General features: G+C 32.1%; 19 protein-coding genes and 1 pseudogene. 5 read left to right on the forward strand and 15 right to left on the reverse strand.

Annotated features, from left to right (window positions below; translation table 11 throughout):
* Positions 1–9 precede the first annotated feature (9 nt).
* From FEM21_RS10820 to FEM21_RS10870, 11 genes are all read right to left on the reverse strand, one after another.
* On the reverse strand, positions 10–2484 hold the full coding sequence (locus FEM21_RS10820) for a TraG family conjugative transposon ATPase (protein ID WP_035660347.1): 2475 nt from the start codon (positions 2482–2484) through the stop codon (positions 10–12).
* 30 nt (positions 2485–2514) lie between these two features.
* Positions 2515–2829, reverse strand: a complete 315-nt coding sequence (locus FEM21_RS10825) for a DUF4133 domain-containing protein (protein WP_035660348.1) — start codon at positions 2827–2829, stop codon at positions 2515–2517.
* Between the two features lie 48 nt (positions 2830–2877).
* Positions 2878–3171, reverse strand: coding sequence for a DUF4134 domain-containing protein (locus tag FEM21_RS10830; protein ID WP_201448292.1), 294 nt, complete (start codon positions 3169–3171; stop codon positions 2878–2880).
* A gap of 182 nt (positions 3172–3353) precedes the next feature.
* Positions 3354–3842, reverse strand: a complete 489-nt coding sequence (locus FEM21_RS10835; RefSeq protein ID WP_035660352.1) for a hypothetical protein — start codon at positions 3840–3842, stop codon at positions 3354–3356.
* A gap of 340 nt (positions 3843–4182) precedes the next feature.
* Positions 4183–7374, reverse strand: coding sequence for a type I restriction endonuclease subunit R (locus FEM21_RS10840; protein WP_035660354.1), 3192 nt, complete (start codon positions 7372–7374; stop codon positions 4183–4185).
* A 29-nt stretch (positions 7375–7403) separates the two neighbouring features.
* The gene (locus FEM21_RS10845; RefSeq protein WP_035660356.1) at positions 7404–8399 is read right to left on the reverse strand and encodes a nucleotidyl transferase AbiEii/AbiGii toxin family protein; all 996 of its coding nucleotides are present in this window, start codon (positions 8397–8399) and stop codon (positions 7404–7406) included.
* A gap of 3 nt (positions 8400–8402) precedes the next feature.
* On the reverse strand, positions 8403–9002 hold the full coding sequence (locus FEM21_RS10850; RefSeq protein ID WP_035660359.1) for a DUF6088 family protein: 600 nt from the start codon (positions 9000–9002) through the stop codon (positions 8403–8405).
* A 429-nt stretch (positions 9003–9431) separates the two neighbouring features.
* On the reverse strand, positions 9432–12614 hold the full coding sequence (locus FEM21_RS10855; RefSeq protein ID WP_035660360.1) for a P-loop NTPase fold protein: 3183 nt from the start codon (positions 12612–12614) through the stop codon (positions 9432–9434).
* Between the two features lie 16 nt (positions 12615–12630).
* Positions 12631–13779 carry a restriction endonuclease subunit S gene (locus FEM21_RS16420; RefSeq protein WP_035660361.1) on the reverse strand — a complete coding sequence of 383 codons (1149 nt, stop codon included), beginning with the start codon at positions 13777–13779 and terminating at the stop codon, positions 12631–12633.
* On the reverse strand, positions 13763–15337 hold the full coding sequence (locus FEM21_RS10865) for a type I restriction-modification system subunit M (protein ID WP_035660363.1): 1575 nt from the start codon (positions 15335–15337) through the stop codon (positions 13763–13765). Before FEM21_RS10865 ends, FEM21_RS16420 begins: the two co-directional genes overlap by 17 nt.
* A 136-nt stretch (positions 15338–15473) precedes the next feature.
* Positions 15474–16682, reverse strand: a complete 1209-nt coding sequence (locus FEM21_RS10870; protein ID WP_152547395.1) for a hypothetical protein — start codon at positions 16680–16682, stop codon at positions 15474–15476.
* 309 nt (positions 16683–16991) lie between these two features.
* On the opposite strand from FEM21_RS10870, the gene FEM21_RS10875 reads away from it, so the two are divergent.
* Positions 16992–17168 (forward strand): histone H1, encoded by a 177-nt coding sequence (locus FEM21_RS10875; RefSeq protein WP_035660391.1) that lies wholly within the window; start codon positions 16992–16994, stop codon positions 17166–17168.
* 53 nt (positions 17169–17221) lie between these two features.
* Here FEM21_RS10875 and FEM21_RS10880 read toward each other — a convergent pair whose 3' ends face one another.
* From FEM21_RS10880 to FEM21_RS10890, 3 genes are all read right to left on the reverse strand, one after another.
* On the reverse strand, positions 17222–17872 hold the full coding sequence (locus tag FEM21_RS10880) for a nucleotidyl transferase AbiEii/AbiGii toxin family protein (RefSeq protein WP_035660365.1): 651 nt from the start codon (positions 17870–17872) through the stop codon (positions 17222–17224).
* A 2-nt stretch (positions 17873–17874) separates the two neighbouring features.
* Complete coding sequence (locus FEM21_RS10885) at positions 17875–18339, reverse strand: helix-turn-helix transcriptional regulator (protein WP_035660366.1); 465 nt, start codon at positions 18337–18339, stop codon at positions 17875–17877.
* A gap of 137 nt (positions 18340–18476) precedes the next feature.
* Complete coding sequence (locus FEM21_RS10890) at positions 18477–18767, reverse strand: hypothetical protein (RefSeq protein WP_035660367.1); 291 nt, start codon at positions 18765–18767, stop codon at positions 18477–18479.
* Between the two features lie 156 nt (positions 18768–18923).
* Between FEM21_RS10890 and FEM21_RS10895 the strand changes: the two genes are divergently transcribed.
* The 4 genes from FEM21_RS10895 (at position 18924) to mobC (ending at position 23733) form a co-directional block, all read left to right on the forward strand.
* Entirely contained in the window at positions 18924–19829 is a 906-nt protein-coding gene (locus tag FEM21_RS10895) for a toprim domain-containing protein (RefSeq protein WP_035660392.1), read from the forward strand.
* A 273-nt stretch (positions 19830–20102) separates the two neighbouring features.
* A complete protein-coding gene (locus FEM21_RS10900) occupies positions 20103–20498 on the forward strand; it encodes a plasmid mobilization protein (protein ID WP_081824684.1) in 396 nt (131 codons plus the stop codon).
* The gene (locus FEM21_RS10905; protein ID WP_035660371.1) at positions 20483–21733 is read left to right on the forward strand and encodes a relaxase/mobilization nuclease domain-containing protein; all 1251 of its coding nucleotides are present in this window, start codon (positions 20483–20485) and stop codon (positions 21731–21733) included. Before FEM21_RS10900 ends, FEM21_RS10905 begins: the two co-directional genes overlap by 16 nt.
* A 17-nt stretch (positions 21734–21750) precedes the next feature.
* Positions 21751–23733 (forward strand): conjugal transfer protein MobC, encoded by a 1983-nt coding sequence (mobC, locus tag FEM21_RS10910; RefSeq protein ID WP_035660395.1) that lies wholly within the window; start codon positions 21751–21753, stop codon positions 23731–23733.
* 9 nt (positions 23734–23742) lie between these two features.
* Here mobC and FEM21_RS16805 read toward each other — a convergent pair.
* Positions 23743–23932, reverse strand: a pseudogene (locus tag FEM21_RS16805) (hypothetical protein); the annotation flags it as partial.
* Positions 23933–23977 lie beyond the last annotated feature (45 nt).

Here is a 23977-nt window from a genome sequence, read left to right on the forward strand (position 1 = left end):
CTGCTTTATTTACTTTGTGTTTACTGATCTCATATCAAGTGCCAATACAGTAATCCCTTTTTTGATGTCTCTATCAAACTTTTTAGCATACTGCTGCACTTTCAATTTCTCTGTTTCCTCTGTAGTGTAAGTGAGGTATTCTTCCAGCGAAACTTCTGTTCGGTATACTTTGGATTGCATACCTCCCAATGAGATAAATACTTCTTTGTATTTTTTATCAGGATCATTGGCTTTATTGACCGAAAGCACTAATGCTTTTTCTTTTTCTGTCAATCCCAAAAGTTCCTGAATCTGGTCGAATTTATTTTGGTATTTACTCTGATCCAACAGTATTTTACAATCACTGTTATTGATGATGGCTTGCTTCACTACTGGTGATGAAATGATGTCTTCGACTTCTTGCGTCACCACAATAGCCTCTCCAAAAAACTTCCGTACTGTTTTAAACAAATACTTGATGTATTCTGCCATACCTTCCTTAGCTATAGCTTTCCAGGCTTCTTCAATTAATATCATTTTACGAATTCCTTTGAGCTTACGCATCTTATTGATAAAGACTTCCATAATGATTATAGTGACTACTGGAAAAAGTATCGGATGATCTTTTATATTGTCCAGTTCGAACACAATAAAAGGCTCTTTTAAAAGATCTAGATTTTCAGTCGCATTGAGTAAATAATCGAACTCCCCTCCCTTGTAATAGGGACGCAATACATACATGAAATTATTGACATCAAAATCCTTTTCTTTGACCTTATCCCCTTCAAGTACTTTTACAAAATCATCTTTCAGAAAATCGTAAAAACTATTAAAACAGGGAAACAGCTCTTTATGGGATCCCAGCTTTTCATAATACAACTGAAGTGCATTCGATAAGGCCACATACTCACTTCGATTAAAGCTTTCATTATCTTTTTTCCATAAGGCAAGTAATAGTGTTTTGATGCTTTCCTTTTTCTCCGTATCCAGACTGTCTCCTTCTCCAATGTAAAAGGGATTGAATCGAATGGGATTCTTTTCATCATAGGTAAAGTAATAACCTCCTACCATATCACAGAGCCCTTTATAACTGTTTCCAACATCGACCAATACAATGTGCGTTCCCTGTTCGTAATAACTGCGTACCATGTGATTGGTGAAAAAGGATTTTCCGCTTCCTGATGGTCCTAAAATAAATTTATTACGGTTGGTACAAATTCCCATTTTCACTGGTTCATCACTGACATCCACATGAACGGGTTTACCTGTCAGACGATCTCCTAAACGAATTCCAAAAGGACTCAATGAAGAGCGATATCCCGTTTCCATATTGAAGAAGCAAACCGCTTGTTCAGTAAACGTATCGAAGGTATCGTTCATAGGAAAGTCAGCTGCATTGCCTGGAATTCCTGCCCAGAATATCTGGGCTGCTCCTACCGTTTCCTGTTTCGCAGCCGCATCCATCTGTGCCAATGCTGATGAAACTTTATTTTTAAGGTCTTTGAGTTCTTCTTTATTTTCAGTCCATGCCAGTACATTAAAATGTGCCTTTACCGCTAATCGTTGCTTGCTGATGGCCTCATTCAAAAAATCATTAGTAGCATCACGGGCGATACTATTCTCTCGACTGTAAGCTGAAAGTGATTGCAACCGCAATCTTTTACTTTCTAATTTTTGCAATGTTTTCTGGGCATCTTCAACAAACAGGTATTGATTGTAAATATGATTGCACGATAAGAGTTGTCCTAATGTTGAAGCAAACCCAATACTGAATTTTGTTTTATCTGTTGAATAGCGGTCAAAGTTAATACGTGTTCCACATATGGCAGGTAGATCAGCTGCATCCCCTAAAGTGTACATTTGGCAATGCTTATCTCCTACTTGCAAACCATCATCAAACGAAATATCTTTAAAAACGAAAGGACTTTCCTTTTCGGATAAAAAGCAATATTTCTCAATCAATCCTATTTTACGACTGTGGCTTCGCAGTTCATCATTAGTCAAACGACGTAGTTTTATAAAACCACTATCTTCCAGTATGCGTTTGAATTGTCCCGTACTATCAATAAAATCTTGTAGCAATTGGGTATTAAGTGTCTGCTGAGGAACTAGAGAACTTCTGATGAGATTTGAAAATAAAGAACTGGAAGCTTTTCTTCCTGAGGGTTTCTTTGTCAGCAGGATGTAGCAGGAATGATCTAAAAAAGGTCGTTCATTAAAGAAAAACTCACTGCTACGACTCAAGAAACTTGTATCTTCCTTAGCAAAATTAGGTTCGTATTTACTGTCTATAAACCAATCCTGTTTGTGCAATACACTAAATTTAGGAAGTATCTTTATTGCCTTTACCCAGGATTGATGAAAGGCTTCATATTCCTGGTCCGATAACGTAAATATTTCGGGTAATACTGCCTGAAACACTACTGTTATATCTCCATATTTGGATAAAATACAGTCGTGCTGTACATCCATAATCGGTAAAATAGTATGCATCTCCTTTTCCATCGTTCATCATTTTTACCTTATTACTACTTCCTAATTCATCATAAAAACTTTCCTGCTGTAGGTTCGTACTGCTTTGGGCAGTTGCTTTTTTGACAAAGCTTTCATCAATCCATATTCGCCAAACTTGTGACTCATTCGATAGATTTTCAGCACTAATAAGCTGCCGGAAACAGTTATGATTCCAACACACACAAAAGATGGAATACCTATGATATACAATATTGAAAAAACAATCATGAGCAGGATAACTCCTCCTCCTAAATACCATATATACTGCGCCTTAAGTCCTTTGAATTCGATACTTTGATTAATGCCTTTATTAATCTTATATACGCTATTAGCCATACTGTTACTTTTAAAGTTTTAACAGATTTTGTTTACTATTTCTTTGTTTTAAACCCCAAAAAAAGATTGAATTACAGTGGCAACAACAACTAGGAATACACAACTTCCAAACCATGCTGCAGCTACTTTACCAGTATCAGGATCTCCGGCATTCCATTTTTGATAGACTTTTACAGCTCCTATTAGCCCTAGTATGGCTCCAATGGCATACATCAGTTGAGTGCCTGCATCAAAATAACTTCGTACCTGCTGATTCGCTTCATTAATTCCAGCAATACCATCCTGGGCATAGATTTCATTATTTAGTACTGATGCTACTATGACAGCAGTAATAAAAAACATTGTCTTAGGACTAAACTTCTTAAATTTCCAATTCCATTTTTTCATAACACATTTATTTAAAGTTTGAAATAATTCAGATAAAAAAGCGGAGGATATGCCGCTGAAATATCACCTCTTCCTCTTGTCACATTAAGCCATACCGCACCGGGACAAACAGGGGTTATTCCTCCGCAATTAGTATATTAGTTTTTTAAATCCCAAAGGTCTTCCACCTCTTGGTGAGTCAAAAGGACTGACTCTTGTTTTTCACATTCAGAAACAATGAATTCATTAATAGAGGGACGGAATGAAGAATTCCCTAACAAAAGATTTTCTTTAAGAAGAAATCGCAAACGATGTTCAAACTCATCTTTCAAGAGCTTTTTTTGAGTAGCATCGGTGATAGCATTTTTCAGCCTAGATGTTAGTTCTTCCACTTCATTAAAAATGGGATCAACAGTCTCAAATTCAACGGCAGCATTTAAAACTTCTTCCGATTTTTGGTAATCGAAATCAACATCCAATCTAGAAATTGGCTTTCCTAGTAAATCACGGAATTGAAGTTTCCGCTTTCCGCTTACTAAATCTTTAAGGTCATCAAAATAAAAGCGTAAACCAACAAATAGATACCAAGCTATTAATACCAAAACAGCCACAACTATGTAACTGTTCCATGAAATTCCTCTTAACATACACCTTCATTTTTCGTTCTACATTAGTTCTTTTATTTCAATTCCACATTGAATACTGTTTCATCTTCAATACATCACAAAGGAACAATTAGAAACTCCGCTGTACAAGTACAACTATTGAAATTGTACCTCTGTACCTCAAGAGTTTATTCGAAAAATTACGATTATATATTGTAAGATTAGGCTCCATTCAAAAACAAGCCGCAGTACTACTTCCTTTCAGGAAAAAGTACTGCGGTCGTAAACGACAAGCTTGTTTTAGCTTAGTTAAGTTGTATTGTCGATTCCACTTTTATTTCGGCTCCATACTATTACGCCTACATAAAAGACGAATCAGAATTTAATAATTTTGATATTTTTTAAAATTCTCAGCCTGTTCAAAAATCTCTTTATAAATTTCATCACGATCCACTGGTGGGTAGCCACTTTCTGCTAACAAGATAATTAAATCCACTTTTAACTCTGCTTTTATATCATCTCTTTTACTCCAATCGGTATATTTGGCTTTGTCATCCACTACAAGCTTTACTTTTTGGGCTAAAATGATTAATTTATCATCAGGATACTTGAAGTCGTATTTATGAGCTAAAGCCTTTAAGATGTCGTAAAATGCTTTTTCCTCAAAATCAATACCCAAATCTTTAAAAGAGTCTTTTTCTTTTTTTAGCGCATAATACAAATCAATAATTTCATCTGTGAAATCTTCCAATACACGACTCTGTAATACATCGTCTTCTTTGCGTTCATTGTATTTATCTACAATAAACTGCAATCGTTTTGAGAAGTCTATTCCTGTAATTTTATTTATTTTCTTTACATCATCAATTGCTTTAGCTAGTAATTTTTGAAGTAATTTGATTTTTGTGTTAGGCAATTTGATTTTATCAATTTTAGCCATATAATCATCTGAGAAAATATCAACTTCGGTTTGCCCTTCGTCCCCTAATTTGAAAATCTCTTCAATACCATCACTTTCGATGGCATCTTGTAACATTTGTTTCACTCTATTATTCATTTGAGCAGTATCAGGTGCAACCCCTTTTGTCAATTTGAAAATAATAGAACGAACAGCCAAGTAGAAATGAATTTCATCTCTTTGCTCTTCTGAAAAGATTCCTGAACCTGAACAAATATCATAAGCTGATTTTAATCTTTTTACAATATACATAAAACGCTTTTCCAGTTCTTGCGTTAGTTGAATGAATTCTGAAGCCTGATTGAGTGTTTTTAATTGTTCTAATGGCGTACCCCTAAAATAACCCGACTTGTCAAACTTGTAAAACAATCTGCTTAATAAATCCAACTGATCTTTTACGACAACCACAGATTGCTCAATATCCTCAATGTTTTCATTATCGGCATTGCTATACAAGGCCAGAGCCATGTTCATTTGTTTTTTGATTCCTATATAATCTACGACCAATCCTTTTTGTTTTCCTTCAAATTTCCTATTTACACGAGAAATAGTTTGAATTAAATTATGGCGTTGTATTGGTTTGTCAATATACATCGTGTCTAAGAAAGGAACATCAAATCCTGTCAACCACATATCAACTACAATGGCTATCTTAAAATTTGATTTCTCGTTTTTAAACTGGCGATCCAATTCTTTACGATCATCTTTAGTTCCTAACAAATGATAGAGTGTTTCAGGATCATCTTTCCCACGAGTCATAACCATTTTGATTCGTTCCATCGGTTTGATTTCCTTCTTGTCTTTGTCTGATAATATCACATCATCCGCTGCGACTTTTACTGCTCCCCATTCGGGTCTTAGTTCCAAGATATTTTTATACAATTCATAAGCAATAGGTCTATTGCTACACACAAACATTGCTTTTCCTTTTACTGTTGAACCTTCTGCAATTCTATTTTCATAGTGCGTTACAAAATCTTCAGCAACTGTTTTTAAACGAGTAGGATCACCAATAATCGCATTCATTTGCGACATGGCTTTTTTACTTTCCTCTACTTGATTTTCATTACTTCCTTCTTCGGCACATTGATTGTAGTAGGCTTCAATTTCAGCTAATTTTTGATTATTCAACAATACTTTAGCTGCACGACCTTCATATACAATACGAACGGTAATTTCATCTGCTACCGATTCGGTCATGGTGTATGCATCTACTATTTCTCCAAAAACATCAATCGTAGCATCTATAGGTGTTCCTGTAAAACCTACATAAGTGGCATTGGGAAAGGAATCGTGTAAATGTTTGGCAAACCCAAAAGATTTTTTAACACCGGTCTCTGTAACTTTTACTTTTTGATCTAGATTCGTTTGGCTTCTGTGCGCTTCGTCAGAGATACAAATTACATTGGTTCTACCCGTTAATAATTTGGTGTCTTCTGTAAATTTATGAATGGTGGTCAAAAATACCCCGCCACTATTTTTACCTTGCAGTAGTTCTCTCAAATTTGAGCGACTTTCTACACTGATTATCGATTCGTCACCTACAAATCCTTTCGCATTTGTGAATTGCCCTGACAATTGATCGTCTAAGTCGGTTCTATCGGTAATAATGATAATAGTTGGACTTGCAAAATATTTACTACGCATCAATAAACGAGTCAAGTATAACATAGTATAACTCTTTCCGCAACCTGTAGTTCCAAAATAAGTTCCTCCTTTACCATCTCCATCTGGTTTTTGATGCACTTTTATGTTTTCAAAAAGTTTGGTTGCTGCATAATATTGTGGATAACGACAAACAATCTTGTCATTTTTTTTGGAACTATCGGGTAAAAAGATAAAATTTTGAATAATATTCCGTAATCTTTTACGGTTGAACATCCCTTGAATAAGGGTAAACATAGCATCAATACCATCGACTTCTTTTATCATGCCTTCAATTTTTCTCCAGGCATAAAAGAATTCATAAGGAGCAAAGAACGATCCTGCTTTGGTATTTGCACCGTCACTAATCACACAAAAAGCATTGTATTTAAAAAGTTCTGGAATATCTCTTTTATATCGAGTTGTTATTTGAACATAGGCATCATGAAGCGTTGTGTTTTCTTGTATAGCTGTTTTAAATTCAAAAACAACCAAGGGTATGCCGTTGATGTATAAAATCAAATCGGGAATGCGCATCTCATAGCCTTTTATAGCTAACTGGTTGACAATTTTATAGGTATTAGTATCCTTTTCCGAATAATCGATCAGCTGTACATAAAAGTCTTTTTGGCTTCTATCTTCTCTCTTTAATAAAAAGCCATCACTTACCATTTTCATAATGGTTTTGTTGCTTTCGTATAAATCAGATGACGGCAAACGATCCAAATCTCTTATGATAGATTCAATTTCGTTTTCAGTAATGTTTTCGGTTGCGTAGGCAGATCGTAAATAGTTTTTCAAATCTTCTGTTAGCAACACTTGTTCACTAACAATATGTCCGTACGCCGTCGGTGGTTCAGCTGCTCTGTTATATTCTATTTTACGTACTTCACCACCTACCAGATGAGTCATTTTCTCTTCTTGAAGTAAGCTAATAAAAGATTGTTCTAATTGTGCTTCGGTAAATTTCATAATTTAAAAATAATACAACTTGCGCTACGTTAGTTTGTTTTAAAATTTTGCATTACTTCTTTCATTCTTTCTAAAAGATCAGTAAAAGATTTAGATTCTCCTATAATCATATTTTGCTGCATCGCTTTATAATCTTGTTCCCATTCGGTCAGTACTTCATCAGGTGGGATTATTTGTAAAGTATCTCTTTTGTGGAATTCATAACTTATATTTCGTAATGGCGTAATGGCTTTTCTGTGTACTACAATTTGATCAAAAAGCGAATGATCTTTATATGCTCTTTGCGCATATTCAGAATTTGCTAACCTATCTATATCGTACAAATGACGAGACAACCGCTCGCTTCTTATGTGATGAATTGGTTTTAAAAATTCCTCATGCAGTAACAATACTTTTTCAATAAAAGTACGTGTTGGAATGACCACATTTACCTTTGTTGCTTTTTGTGCAAAAGGAAGATGGGCATATTCACTGTTAATAAATGAGATTACTTCTCTTTCCTCAGTAGGTTCTGTCAAAGAACGAGCTCCCATTTCGATTAATACTCTAGGCTGAATATAGCTGTTATTACTTTCTATTAAAGGGTCATAATAAAACTCTAATGTGTTGGGGTCACTGGTATCATCTACTTTGTCATTATATTTGATAGTATAGGTATCTGATGCAATACCAAGTTGCGTTAATTGATTAATCAACTCTTCTCTAAATTCGTTTATTATAAATGACCCCGAAGCCGTTCTTAGTCTCTTAATTGCCATTTTTGAAGGTAATGCTTCAAAACCTAGAAAACTTTTATCAATTATCAAATCAATATCCTCAGAGAAACGGTTGATGATTTGATACGCCTTACTTAGCGAAGTTCCTCCTTTGAAAATAATATGAGGTGCATATTTTGACTGAAAAACAGCTTGCAAAATAATACAAACCCAAGCATCTTTCTCAACTGCATAATCAGGCAAGCCCGTTTTTACAGCTGTTTGCTTGATTATATTTTGTTTTTGATCTTTAGTAAGGTGTACCCACATAGCTTAATTTCTTAGTTCTGTAATTATTTTTTGCACCCAAACAGGCGCAAACTTAGTTTGAGATTTTAATATCTCTCCATCTATTTGCAAAACAAATGGCTTTAGTTTTTCTAAATGCGTATCGTTTATTTTATGCTGACCTATTTCTTTTAGAGCCTGAACGATTAACATCAATAAATGATCCTTGATGGCTAGATTACGGGGAGCTGTTTTTTTAAACTGAATGGAGCTATTGCCAATAGTTATAATTCTTTGTGCTCCATCTGTTAGATACACCGCTTTAAGCGGAATCTGAGTTGATAGTCCTAATTGATACAAAGCCAACGCTCCTGTTGGGGCAATACGTGCTTTGTCTCGCTTGGCAATTTCTACCGCAATTTCCTCGGTTGTGGGATATAATGTACCTAGCAGCTCGTCTTTTTTAGGCACTAAATAAATACCGTGGGTCAAACGCTCCAACAAGCCTTCTTTTTCCAAACGCGATAATACCTTTCGGATATTCTCTGGCGAGCCGAATTTTACAAAATCATCTGCGAAAAATATTTTACCCTTAGATGATTTTTTAATCTTTAATTCTACTTGATTACGTGAGGATTGCACCATTTTTTATTTAGTGTTATGTCACAAATTTAGTAAATATTTGTGACAAAATATGTTTATTTTGATTATTCACTGTAATGCTCTAACTTTGACTATGTCAAAGTTAGAGCATTACTCTCATTAGATGAATTGCACCCTCTGCATAAACCACATGCGATTCAAAGTCCATAACAACTTTTTTAATTCACCTCCATAACAAACCTAGCATAGGTGGAAATTTTATTTTTGAAAAAAATCTATGGTAAACACTTTTAATCAGTGGTTTACGATAAATAGTATCAAATTCAAATAATAGTAATTTCCAGTTTGTTATATAAAAACTGGAAATTTTATGTTTTGAATTACTTCATCAAGTTTTTGGAACAGGAAAATTTACAATTAAAACCATTTGGACGACGCTAGGAAAATGGTTCTAATTGTATATCTTAAGTTTTATTTCTCTTCCGAATTAACTTTTGATTTTCTAATATCAAAATTTTTCGCCAAATTTTCAAATTCAGAATTATCTTCTCTTTTTTCGTTTATTAAATTTCTAAATCCGTCTTTGTCTGATTGTATTGCATTTTTATAGATATTTTTTAAATATTCTGAATTAGAAATTAGTAGACTAACAAATTCTGAATCAGAAAGAAAATCATTTTTAATTACCAATCTGAAAATATCATTATGGTTTTTCAATAAATCATATTTAATAAAATATGGAATTAACTTTTTAGCAGTATCAATTTTAAACTCAATTTTTGAAACTAATATTTCATCTAAAATATTTTTTAAAGAATTTGTTATTGATATTTTTGAATTATTAGATTCGTAAATATCTAAAATAATCCATCTCTGAGATTCAATTATTTTATTAGATTTTAATTTTTCAATTAGTTTACTCTCAAACACATCCAATGAAGTTTGAGTGAGATTATCTAATTCTAAATGTTTGAAATATTTGAAATGAACATCTGTACCATCATCAAAAACAGTTTCGTAATTTTCATTATCTAAATTTTTAAAATCCATATTAAAAACCTTAAAGAAATCTTCAGAAATTCTCAAATCTGAAGATTTAAGACAATCAATGATAAACAGATCACTTACTTTATTTACATTTAATTTATCCTTATCAATTTCCCATTTATTAAATTCATTAAGAAGCAAATTATCATCCATTCCTAATCCTCCTTTTATTTCGTCATAATTTTCAATTAAAGTAATAATATTAGCTGACTTTCCTAAATCAGATTTATTAAACATTCTTAAAATTATTTGTTTAAATAGTGAAGAGCTATTGAAATATTTAGAAAGTAACAATAAATCCCCATATCCAATGTACTTCAAGATAATTTCAGAAATTGCTTCAGCACGTGTGTCATCATTTAAGTTCAAAATGCTAGTAAATTGACTGACGTATGCAGAATTAAAACCTGAACTTTTGGCTATCCTCATCGCAATTAATTCATTTATAATGGGTAATTCTGAAGATAAATTATTAGTATACAGCGAATATATTCTTGAATCTTCTAATAAATCCTTCATATCTCCACTTTTTTTAGATCTTTCTTTAAGCTTAACTAAAACATCACTTGAAGATTGAATATTGTTTTGATCTATAAATGTATTTAAACTATCCTTTAATTTAATTTTATAGTTTTTGAAGTCGTATTCTTCAGGTAAAAATTCGGTGTTTTTTAATTTTAAGATTTCTTCAGTACTTAATTTAGAAAGGTATTGATCTAAAGATTTATAATCAGTAACAAGTTTGTATTTTTCATACGATTTACCATTATATTCAATCAACTTAATAAAATTCTTATCAGAAATTTTACTTTTCACCAAGCGACCTAAGACCCTTTCTTCCTTTAAATCAAGAATTAAATCGTCAATTAAATCAATGTATTGTTCAATATTAGAATCATCAATTAAATTAAAATAACTCCCCAATAACTTTGTTAAATATCTATCCTCCGATATGTTTTTTATTAGCGTTATTTGCCAATCACTAATTTGAAATTTAGTTATTGATGAGTCTAATTGAAGCACCCGGCTGTTAAACAAATCCCAAGTCTGTTTAATGTTATGATTGGAAACATTAGATTTTTCGTTAACAGAAGCTAAAGTTAAAATAGGATTTTCAAAATTATCTATCTCTAACATAGTTGAATAAAACATGGCATTAATAAAATCAGAATTACAGATTTCATTAAAATGTTCAACATCATTTTTAAGCATTGAATCTTTTAATTCTTGTGTGTAAATTAATTCTAATGCTTTATCAACTTCAATATGATATACTATGGCAGTTAGTTGTTTTGCATATTCTGAATCACTTGAGTAAACATGAAAAAGACCGTCCACTATATCTTTAAGATTAGTAATAGCTTTTAAAGGATCGGAAAGGATTTCATCTTTTTTAAGTACAAAAATAGCTATATATCTTTCTTTAAAATTATCATCTAAAAGTTTAATGGTTAGAATTTCATTTATGAAAGAAATAATTTCTCGAGGCGTTATTCTACGATTTAAAAATTCATAAACTTGAACTACTAATTTTAATTCTTCTTCATCAAGATTTACGAAAGCTTTTTTCCACTGTTCCTCAAAGAACTCTTTCCAATTCGACATAATTGGTTTAGTTACTCTAAAAACAATATCAAAAGTTTTATTTACATAATCATCACCAAATTTACTATCATCACCGTTTAACTCCTTAAAAGCATTTTGAATATGCTCTCTATCAAATGGAATAATAACTTTAATGTTGGAATATTCTTTTTCTGCAAAGAAAATATGAATAGATGACCAAATATTTTGAATGTGTTTTTTAGGTAACCTATCAAAATTATCAAATACAATGACAATTGGTTTATCTAAATCATTGTTAATATTTTCCATCCAGTTTTGAAAATCTCTAACAGATGGCTGATCTTCAGATATTGTCTCAATCTTTGTTTCTTCTTTTTGTTTATTTGTGTAAACTTGAAAAGTTTCTTCTGCTGACAATTTGAACGCCTTCCAAAATCCACTTTTTTTTCTCATATACTTACCTGTATTCCATAAATAAATGCCAATAACAATAAATATAGGAAATGCTACTAATACTAATTTCCAAAACCAAGATTCAATTTCGAAGAAATCTTTAATAGAATCTTTAAAAACGTTTACTGTAGGAATGTAGACTATTGATAACAAGCTAAAAATAAAGCCAACACTCAAATATGGCTGATTTATCGTTGTAGTTTCTTTTGATTTAGCTAATAGAAATTTTAATTTATTATCCCATGTTTTTTTGTTTCCTTCTTTTAATAAACCTTTCTCACTCTTTATAAAATCAGTAAGCTCCACTAAAATTGATTTCCTTTGTTCATCTTCTTGATGCCCCCAAACATCATAAACGAAAAATTTATGAGATTTTTCCAATCTTTTTTCAATTAATCGAACTAAATTACTTTTACCCGAACCCCATTCTCCATCAATACCTATAATTTTAAATTCAGGTTCATTAATTATCTTTTCACTGATAACTAAAGCTGTTTTTTCTTGTGACTTATTTTTAAATAAATCTTCACCTAATGGTTGATTTTTAATAAAATTATAATTTTTTATTTCTGTTGAATTTTTATTCATGAATTAAGTTTTCTAGTTAGTAAGTAATTTTAGTTTCAACTTTTGTCATTTTCGCTAACAACAATCCCTTCAATTCTTCTAATTTTTGATTTTGAGAATCAATGTTTTTTTTCATTAACAAAATAGGTTTTACTGTGTTTTCGAATTTATTTAAATCAAACTTTGGTAATAATATTTTTATTTGTTTTAAGTCTGTTTGAGTTAATAATGCTTGAACTCCACCTTTATTTAATTCATCATAATTAAGTTCTTTTAGAATGAAATATGAATAGCATAAATATTTTGGAATAAATACCAAGGTGTTATCTGTAGGCCAAGATTTATTATATTCAATGAAAACTTTACCATGTGTTCCAACTCTTCCAATGATAATTATAGTTTTATCAAATAAGAATTCATCTGTATACCCTGTAATTCCACCAGCACCATAAATTGGGTACTTATTTCCCATTTCCCATTTTAAGCTTTTTCCACTAGTTACATCAGTTACTTTTTGAAATTCTTCGATATTCCACCCCTCAGGAATTTCTTTCTCCAATTCTTCACACCAAACCATTTCTCCTCCATTACTCTTATAAGGCTTTCCATTATCATGAGGAAACTCAAAATCCACAAACCATTGTTTGTAAATAGCCTGAGCGGTTTCTTCCAGTTTAGTAATGAGTTGGTTGTTTATGGCAATACGGTTTTGAATGATATCGTATTCTCTAACAATTTCTTGCTGTTTTTCAAAGGAAGGAATTGGTAGTTCCGTATCACACATTTCGACCCAATCAAAAATTTCCCTGGCACTACCATGTGATTTAAAACGAGCATACCGATCAAATTCAGGTCTTCGAAACCACATCATTAAATATTCAGGCAATAACTTTTTCTTATCAATTACTTCAAAAACAGTATAAGCTTGTGAAACCATTGCGTTTTCATATTCTTCTAATAATGCAATTGAAATTTTATCTCCATTACGAGAAGTTACAGGGCCATAAGCAAATTGATTTTTGGAAATCAATTTATACGTTGACATATCTGTTCCAATGATATTAGCAATAGAAGGCATTAAAACCTTTTTGATACTTACACCCAATAAAGGAATGTCAACTAAGTTTTTGTTTCTATTATTAACGGGTTGTATATAATCGCCTAGCTTTTTATAATTCGATGGCATAACCTAATTCTTTAAATACGGTTAATAAATCGGTTTTCGATTGTGCTTCGGCTTTTAATAACTCTGAAAACTCAGTTTGTAGCGCCCTCATTTTATCTTCAAAATCAATATTCTCATCACGGTTGACAAAAGTGATGTATTTACTAGGTACTAAAGAGAAGTCTTTAGCTTCAATTTCTTCTAAAGTGGCAGCATAACAAAATTCAGGTACATTTTCATACGCTGACAAATCGGTTTGCCAATTGTGATACGATTCTGTAATTTCGATAATATTATCTGGTGAAAATTGGGTATATTTTTTCTCAAAAGGAATTCCTTTTTCACGCAAGTCTAAAAATAAAATTTCATTCTCTCTATTGCGGTAATTTCTTGTAGCATCAGGCAATTGTACGGTTCTGGCTTTTTTATTTTTGTTCAAAATCCAAAGCGTTACACTAATATCAGTAGTATAAAACATAGAACGTGGTAAAATAACAATCGCTTCTACAATATCATTTTCTATTAGTTTTCTACGAATTTTATATTCTTCGCCACCTCCTGAAAGTGCGCCATTGGCCAAGATAAAACCTGCTACACCGTTGTCGGAGAGTTTGGCAACCATGTTCAAAATCCAACCGTAATTGGCATTGCTTGTTGGTGGTATATCGTAACCTTTCCAGCGAGGGTCATCTACTAGTTCATCACTAGCACGCCAATCTTTTTGGTTAAAAGGTGGGTTTGCCATGATGTAATCGGCTTTTAAATCGGGATGTTGGTCACGCCCAAAAGTATCGGCAGGAACATCACCTAAATTGGCAGCAATACCACGAATGGCAAGGTTCATTTTGGCTAGTTTATAAGTTGTAGCTGTATATTCTTGTCCGTAAATGGAAATCTCTTTTTTGTTTCCGTGGTGGTTTTCTATAAACTTGATCGATTGTACAAACATACCACCAGAACCACAAGCAGGATCATAGATAACTCCTTTGTAAGGCTCGATCATTTCGGCAATTAGATTAACGATACTTTTTGGGGTGTAGAATTCACCTTTCCCTTTTCCTTCTGCCAAGGCAAACTTGCTTAGGAAATATTCATAGACACGCCCAACAATGTCTTGCTGCTTGTCTTTTATCGTGTCAATGTTATTGATGGTATCCAATAAAGCAGCCAGTTTACTCACGTCCATATTCAGTCGAGAGAAGTAATTATCAGGCAAAGCGCCTTTTAGGGCAGGATTGTTTTTCTCAACCGTATGTAATGCGGTATCTATTTTTAAGGCAATATCATTTTGTTTGGAATTGGCAATAATAAACGACCAACGAGATTCTTCAGGTAAATAAAAAATATTGGATTGGTTGTAAAACTCCTTCATTTCGATGAAGGCTTGTTTGCCATCAGCAATCAATTCTTTTCTTCTTTCTTCAAACTTGTCACTGGCAAATTTTAGGAATATTAACCCTAAAACGACGTGTTTGTATTCGGATGATTCTACGGTTCCTCTTAGTTTATTGGCAGAGTCCCAAAGGGTTTCTTCAATGCTTTTTTCTTTTTTTAGTTTTGTACTAATCTGTTTCGCCATTATATAAGATGCTATTTCTGAAAAATTATTTGCACGCTAATATATTGAAAATATTTTCATACATATAATGAAAAAAATTAAAAGTCATTTTTTTATTAAGAAAGTAGAAACACCTACAAACGATTAGCAAATTGTGCTAATATGATCTAATTTTCTTTATAATTTTCTCTAGTGACTCAATGGCTATTTCCTTGTCCTTATCCTCAGCATTATAGGATTTACTTCGAACGGAATGATAGGAAAGATCAATTTTATTTGGTGTAGAAAGATGAGGAACTATCATTTTAAAAATGGCGCTCATAGATTTTGCATTCAAGATTCTTGATTCATCGCAAGCTCTTAAAATCAAACCAATTTGATCGGCTGATAAAAGGCATGTAATCTTATTTTCTTTGTTATTGTCCTTTGGAGTATCTAAACTTTTTTCTGAAATTTCTAAAGGAATTACCGGCTGCACAATCTTTTTTTCGAGATAAGTTATTTCCTGAACAAACCAATCACTGATCACTGTTTTTAGATTTTCATTTTTGGGATTAAAACAGTTCTTTTCATTGGAATAAATTTGATTAAATTCTTTACAGAGAAACAATAATTTCTTTAATCTTTCACCGTCATTACTAAGTAAATCTATTTTTTCAATTATTGAATTCTTAAAATAATTAATGTACTTAATACTATTAAAATTCATGTAGATGAGTAATTCATCCAGAGCTGAAAAAGCACTAACTCTTTTGGGTGTTTCACCAAAGATTTCTAATTCATTAATCAGTTCTTTTCGATACAAAATCTCTTTATAAGTTATAGATGAATTGTCATTTGAATAAATAAACGCATAAAGAACAATCAAAACTACATCAGTTATATTTTTATTTTCAACCGCTTTTACAAGATTGAGTTTCATCTTATCTAACTTTTGTTTCAGCTCTTTTTTAAGAATCATGATGTACGTTACTGGCACTCGTTCATCAACACCCAGATAATTTATATAGCGGTTTTCTATAAAAGATAGTAGTTCCTCTAAACTACTTACTAAAGTGCACATTAATTCTGACAACTCTTGTCTCTTATTTATAGCTTCTTTTTGATATTCCACAACATGATCTAAAAGAATTATCAATGCAGAATGATATTTCTTCACTTGGAGCCGAATCTCAGTTTCTTTAAGCAAAAGAAAAAAATGCTTGTTTAATTGAATTTGGATATTGGATGTTTCGTTTAAAACTTTTTCTGAAATAATCAATAATTCTTCAGATGTGAGGGAATAAACAAAATCTTTTCTCGGGTTTAGAGTTGTTAGAATTAAAGAATCTAACCATTCTAAAAAATAGGTTTGGGGCATCGTCATTGTCATCACTTCTTGTTACTATTTGATTTAAAAATACAAATAAGCAACTCTAATACATTCACACAATAATCCGAACCAAAGTAGATTTGGCATGTATTATAAATTGCTAAATTGAAGTAATGTTAAATCACGATATTTCAGTTTGGTAAAATATAATTACTCCTTATTTATAGTAAATATAAATAACTTTAGTCTTATTTCTTTACGGTTTTCCGTAATTATATCAAAAAAATGAGATTTTATTGGCAATATATTGCTTCCAAAGTATCAAACTATTTACTTTTACAGTATCTAATTAAAAAAATTATCATGAAAGATTTATTCGAAAAAATCAAAACTGAATTTGAAACATTCAACACAGAGTCTGAATTACACATCGAAAAAGGTAATAAAGCTGCTGGAACCAGAGCACGCAAATCTTCTTTGGAGTTAGAAAAACTTTTAAAAGAGTTTAGAAAAGTTTCTGTAGAGGAATCAAAAAAATAATTGCTTTGAGATACAGAGGCTCTTTATAAAAAATTTAAAGAGCTTCTATCCTCTCATTTACCATCTATTCCATTTACAAAATCTACGATATCCAGTTTTACAAACTCCCAATGATTGCCTCTTAAACAATCAGGTTCAAAGTCATCATTAGCTTCTTTAAAGTCTGTAAATTTAGTTATTAAAGTTTCTTTATCATGTGTATAAGGAAATCGTTTTTCATGAAGTGCAAACATATCTTTGATAGTGTAATCTTCCCTCAATTCATGAATATCCCAAAAATCCTTTTTTCTACCCGTTCTTAAAATCACATCCAACTTCATAGCTATTATTTCTTCAATACTAGCTAAACGGATTCCATCTACTTCAATTACTTCATCGATAAAAGGATCCGTGTAATATAAATCCAGTTTAACAGCATCATCCTGACTATTTCCAATAAAATAAGACTTACCAAAACTAATCAACTTAAAATCATTAGTATCAACATAAAGGTAATGTTCTCGTAAAAAAGATTCGATAATATCAAAGTTAATGGTATTATAATCAGCATCTGTAAACAAATCGATATCAACAGACATTCTATGCCCTCTATGTAAGCTCAATGCTGTTCCGCCCACTAACCTGAAATCAGCAAAGACATCAGAAGACATTAAGTGAATTAGAATTTCACGGAGTAAAGGTGTGACTGTATTATAATAAAGCATCTTTATTGGGTAGTGAATTTATTTAATATTGCATCAACCGTTTGAGCACCATAAAAACGGATTATTTCTTTTTTCTCCATCTCGTTACCTCGTTCAAAAACTCTTTTAATAATGGCTTTTTTCTGTTTCTCCCAGTCAATGGTATTTACTTTAGTATCCCAAAATAATACAGATCTCAACTGAGGTAAATCAGTACGAAGTTTATTCTGCTTCTTTTTCTCTTGTTCTATATCATAATAAACTTGGAGAATCATGAAATAGCCTTCTTCTAGACCAAGTGCTTCCTCAATTTTCAAGGCTAGTGAGGTATTCATTCCTCTCTTACCTTTTGTAATAGCAGTTAGTGTTTGTGGATACTCTTGTAAAGAAAGCGCAAATACACCTTTACGTAAATGACGTTTTTCCAATTCTCGCTCCAGTACAAAGCCAGGATGTATCCCTTTCAATATTTGCAAATTAGATTTCATACAACAAAAATAAACAAATTTGTTTACTCAATACTGTTAAGTTGTGTTAAATCTATTTTAGCTTAGTAAATTAAAAGAGTTACTATGAATCAGGGAAATAAAAGGAATACTCGTTTCATAGTACTCCTTTTAATGACCTACTTCTCTTTTCCTAAAGCTTTAAGCTTTTCACTTAATTCAATAAGACCTGCTTTTTGCAAATATTCTTCAGAAAGATTCTTTAATTCCTGTAAACTTTCTTCGGGAACATTACCTAACAAAATAGGCGATGTATCATCACCTTGGACTGACAATCCGCGTTCAATCACTTGGTTTAATAATAGTACATTTTTTCGTGAGATTCGTAAATCAATTTTCACTACCTCATTCATTCCAGGGATACTCAAAATAGTATCATACACCTTGGCTACATCATTTGTTGTAAACATAATTCACACGTTTAAATTAATACTCTTGTTCTTTACAAAAATAAAAAGGCTACTTGACTTCATCCTAATCAAAATATGATGAGGATTGGTCACGGTGCAATGCTTCTTTAATTTAGTATCAGAAAACTGAATTATGAATCGGATAAAATGTATGTTATGAATTTCAGCAGCAATAAAATCACACTAAACCAGGCTAAAGAAATAGATCTGGTAATTTACTTATCTAATCTGGGGTTTGAGCCTTCTAAAATTAGGAATAATGATTACTGGTATTTATCTCCATTACGGAATGAAAAAGAAGCCTCTTTTAAAATCAATCGAAGATTAAATCGCTGGTATGATCACGGTTTGGGAAAAGGTGGAAATCTCATTGATTTTGGAATATTATATTTCAACTGCACCATTAGTGAATTACTAAAAAATTTAAGTGGTAATTTTTCTTTTCAACAGCCGAAAATTCAATACCAAGAATACACAATTGTACAGGAACAAAAAATTAAAATTCTTACCGAAACTGCACTCACCTCACCTAGCCTTTTGCATTACCTAGAATACCGCAGCATTCCAATTGAAATAGCTCAAAAATATTGTGTAGAAATTCGATACACGCTTAATGAAAAAAACTACTTTGGAATTGGCTTTAAAAATGATTTGGGAGGCTTTGAAATTCGTACTCCCTATTTCAAAACAAGTAGTTCACCTAAAGGAATTACCACCATTTCAAATTGTAATAATGAGGTGATAGTATTTGAGGGTTTCATGGACTTTCTTTCCTTCAGAGCCATGACCAAAAACCTTCCTGAAAGCAGTCAGGATTTTGTCATTCTAAACTCCATTTCTTTTTTCGAAAGAGCACGTCCTTTTATGGAAAATTATGATTCAATCCGACTTTATTTCGATCGGGATGAAACAGGTTTAAATTATACAAGCCGTGCACTTTCTCTGAGTACTAAATATTGCGATAAAAGTCAGCTTTATCAAAACTATAAAGACCTGAATGATTGGGCTATGAGTTTTGGAAAAGCAGAGAAAAGTCATTTAGACCAAAAACAGAAACACTAAATCATTTCTTCTAACTACAAATCATTAGTTTATAGATTCTAAAAAATTAAAACTTTTAAAAGCTGTGAATCATTAAAATCAGCTCAAAGATTGCCACGTTCCTGCAATCGGCCAGATGTCCGTTTGTTAAACAATCGATCTGGCTGCTCTATACTCGGAACTCGTGAGCAGTGATGCTGAAAGCTTTTAAATAGATTAATAAGACATTAAACAAAAAGACAGTTTTAAGGAATATCAAAAAGATAAAATTTGAATTAATGAGTAAAATGATAGATGATGGAAAAAGAAAATTCAAACAGAACACGTATAATCGGACTAAGATTTACACCTAAGGAATTTCTAAAAATTGAACGCAAATGGAAAGCCAGTACCTGTAGAAAACTGAGTGATTACATTCGTAAACATTTATTTAATAAACCTATTACAACGAACTATCGGAACCAGTCTCTTGATGAATTTATGGCAGAAATAATACGGTTGAGAACAGAGTTAAATGGTATTGGAAATAACTTCAACCAAGCAGTCAAAAAATTGCATACGCTTCAACAGATTTCTGAATTTAAAGACTGGATCATAAGTTCTGAACTGGAGAAAAAGATTCTTCTGAATAAAGTGGAAGAAATTAAAAAAAACATTCAAAAAATGGCAGAAAAATGGTTGCAATCATAAAGACTGGAAATTCCATTCATAACATTTTCAACTACAATGAAAACAAAGTAAAACAAGATGTAGCAGAATGTATTGGTGAAGGAAATTATCCAATGGAAGTAGACAAAATGAATATCAATGTAAAATTAAATCGACTGTTAAAACAAGCTGCTTTAAATGATAATGTAAAACGTAATAGCGTACACATTTCGTTAAATTTTGATCCGTCAGAAACAGCATCACTATCTAAAGAAAAACTAATGAATATTGCTAACACGTATATGGACAAAATTGGGTTTGGACAACAACCCTATCTGGTGTATCAACATCACGATTCAGGGCATCCACACATTCATATTGTTTCAATTAAAATTAGAGAAGATGGAAGCCGAATAGATACCCAGAATATTGGACGTAACCAATCTGAAATAGCCAGAAAAGAAATCGAACAATCTTTTGGTTTAATAGTTGCCGAAGGACGTAGAAAAAATCAAAAACAGGAGCTGCAATCTATAAGTATGGGGAAAGTTCAATACGGAAGAATTGAAAGCAAAAAAGCTATTGCAAATATATTGAATCTAGTACTTCCTACTTATAAATATTCAAGCCTTCCTGAACTCAATGCAGTGTTGCAACAATACAATGTTTTAGCAGACCGGGGAAGTGAAAATTCAAGAATATTTCAATCAAAAGGATTGGTCTATCGAATACTGGATAAAAACGGCAAAGCTATTGGAGTTCCAATCAAAGCAAGTGACTTCTACAACAAACCAACTTTGAAGTATTTAGAAGAAAAATTTGCCTCAAATAAAACGGGTCAATTACAACATAGAAACAGAGTTAAGAATGCTATTGATTTGGCATTATTGGGAAATAAAACATCGCTTCCTGAATTGGAAAAAGTTCTAAAAAAGGAAGGAATCAATATTGTTTTAAGAAAAAATAACCAAGGACTACTTTATGGGATTACCTATATAGATCATAGTACCAAATGTGTTTTCAACGGAAGTGCTCTTGGCAAAGCCTATAGTGCTAAAATAATACAGGAACGTTGTGGATTAAGTACTGAATTAATGCAAAAAAACATATCGTTTGATTATGTTACTCAAGACCATAAATCTGTTGATTCTCATTTCGCAATTGGGAAATTAACTGATATACTTACCCAATCCGAACATGTAAATAATTATGTTCCGAATCAATTGAAAGGCAAACGAAAAAAGAAAAAAAGAAGAGGACAATCTGATAATCAATAAAACTTAAAATTATGGCAATGCAAACTGGAGAAAACGAACAAGCTTTGAGGAAAATATTGGATATGACACGATTCATCAGTATCCTATTACTGGTAATCCATTTTCACTATTACTGCTATGCAGCTTTTAAAGAATGGCAACTTGTGAGCCATTTTAGTGATACTATTTTAGGAAATATTCTCAATACAGGATTATTTAGCAATTTTTATAAATCCAAACTCTTTGTGCTTGGATTTTTAATCATTTCACTAATTGGTGCTAAGGGAAAAAAAGATGAAAAACTAAACTATAAATCTGCCTTAGCTTACATTATTACGGGTATTGTACTTTACTTTATTAGCTCTTTGTTTTTTTACTTAAAAATGGAAGTTATACAAATAACCCTAATATATATAACAACAACTTCTGTTGGGTATTTATTAATGCTATCGGGTGGTACTTTACTTTCCAGAATTATCAAAAGCAAATTGAATCACAAAGATATTTTCAATAAAGAAAATGAAACCTTTCCTCAGGAAGAACGACTGCTGGAAAATGAATATTCTATTAATCTCCCAGCGAGATATTATCTAAAAAATAAACTTAAAAACAGTTGGATTAATATCATTAATCCTTTTAGAGCTTTAATGGTTCTTGGGACTCCAGGTTCTGGTAAATCCTATTTTGTCATACGTCATGTTATCACTCAACATATTCGCAAAGGTTTTAGTATGTTTATTTATGATTTCAAGTTTGATGACCTATCTAAAATTGCTTACAATACCTGGCTACAATACAAACATATCTACCCTGTCCCTCCTCGATTTTATGTTATCAATTTTGATGATCTTAGCCGAACTCATCGTTGCAATCCATTAGAACCTTCTGCAATGACAGACATCACTGATGCGGCCGAATCAGCCCGAACAATTTTATTGGGACTCAATCGGGAATGGATTAAACGGCAGGGAGACTTTTTTGTTGAATCACCTATCAACTTTCTGACAGCCATAATATGGTATTTACGAAAGTACAAAGGCGGTGAATTTTGTACACTTCCCCATGTTATTGAACTCATGCAAGCTGACTATGACAGTCTATTTACATTACTTAGAACGGAGAAAGAAATTGAGGTATTGATTAATCCTTTTGTGAATGCCTATCTCAATGATGTCATGGAGCAATTAGAAGGGCAAATTGCATCTGCTAAAATCGCAATGGCGAGATTATCCTCTCCCCAACTCTATTATGTTTTATCTGGTAATGATTTTAATTTAGACATTAATAATACTGATGAACCTAAGATTGTCTGCATGGGTAACAATCCTCAAAAAATTCAGATTTACGGTGCGGTATTATCGCTATATGTTAGTCGTTTGATAAAGCAAGTTAACAAAAAAGGAAAGCAAAAAAGCAGTCTGATATTTGATGAATTTCCGACAATCTATCTTAACAATATGGACAGTCTAATTGCCACAGCCCGAAGCAATAAAGTAGCCACTTGTTTAGGGATTCAGGATTTCAGTCAGCTACGCAAAGATTATGGTCGGGAACAAGCGGATGTGATTATGAACATTACCGGAAATATTATCAGCGGACAGGTTACCGGTGATACCGCTAAACAATTGTCGGAACGATTTGGTAAGATTATGCAGGATAGAGAAAGTGTTTCAATAAATAGCGGAGATACTTCTATCAGTCGTTCCAAACAATTAGAATCAGCAGTGCCTCCTTCTAAAATTTCTTCTTTAAGTTCCGGTGAATTTGTAGGCATGGTAGCCGATGATCCTGATTGTAAAATTGAATTGAAAACATTCCATTGTGAATTATTAAATGATCATGAGGCTTTGAAAAGAGAGCAGGAAAATTATAAAGATATAGCTGTAATTCGAAAACTGGATAACACAATAGTACAACGCAACTACCTTCAAGTAAAACAGGATATTCAGGATATCATTCATTCTGAAATGGAAAGATTACTGAATGATCCTGGATTGAAATATTTTGTTCTTAAAAAGTAAAATATTATTCTATGGAATATATATTTGAATCTTAAAATCATAAAAATAAATTTTTAAAACCGCTATAAACTATTAAATGTTTACTAAAAAAGATGTACTTCAATTCAATTTCTTTAGGCGTTTTGAGTGTTAGATTTTTTCTCTCAATATGATTAATTCCAAAACGTATTACAGAATGTAGATCTTTGAAGTACAGATGGAAATTTATGTAACAATAAAAATCATTAGTTTTGATTGAAAAACC

The sequence above is a fragment of the Flavobacterium seoulense genome (assembly GCF_000695795.1).
GTDB classification, from domain to species: domain Bacteria; phylum Bacteroidota; class Bacteroidia; order Flavobacteriales; family Flavobacteriaceae; genus Flavobacterium; species Flavobacterium seoulense.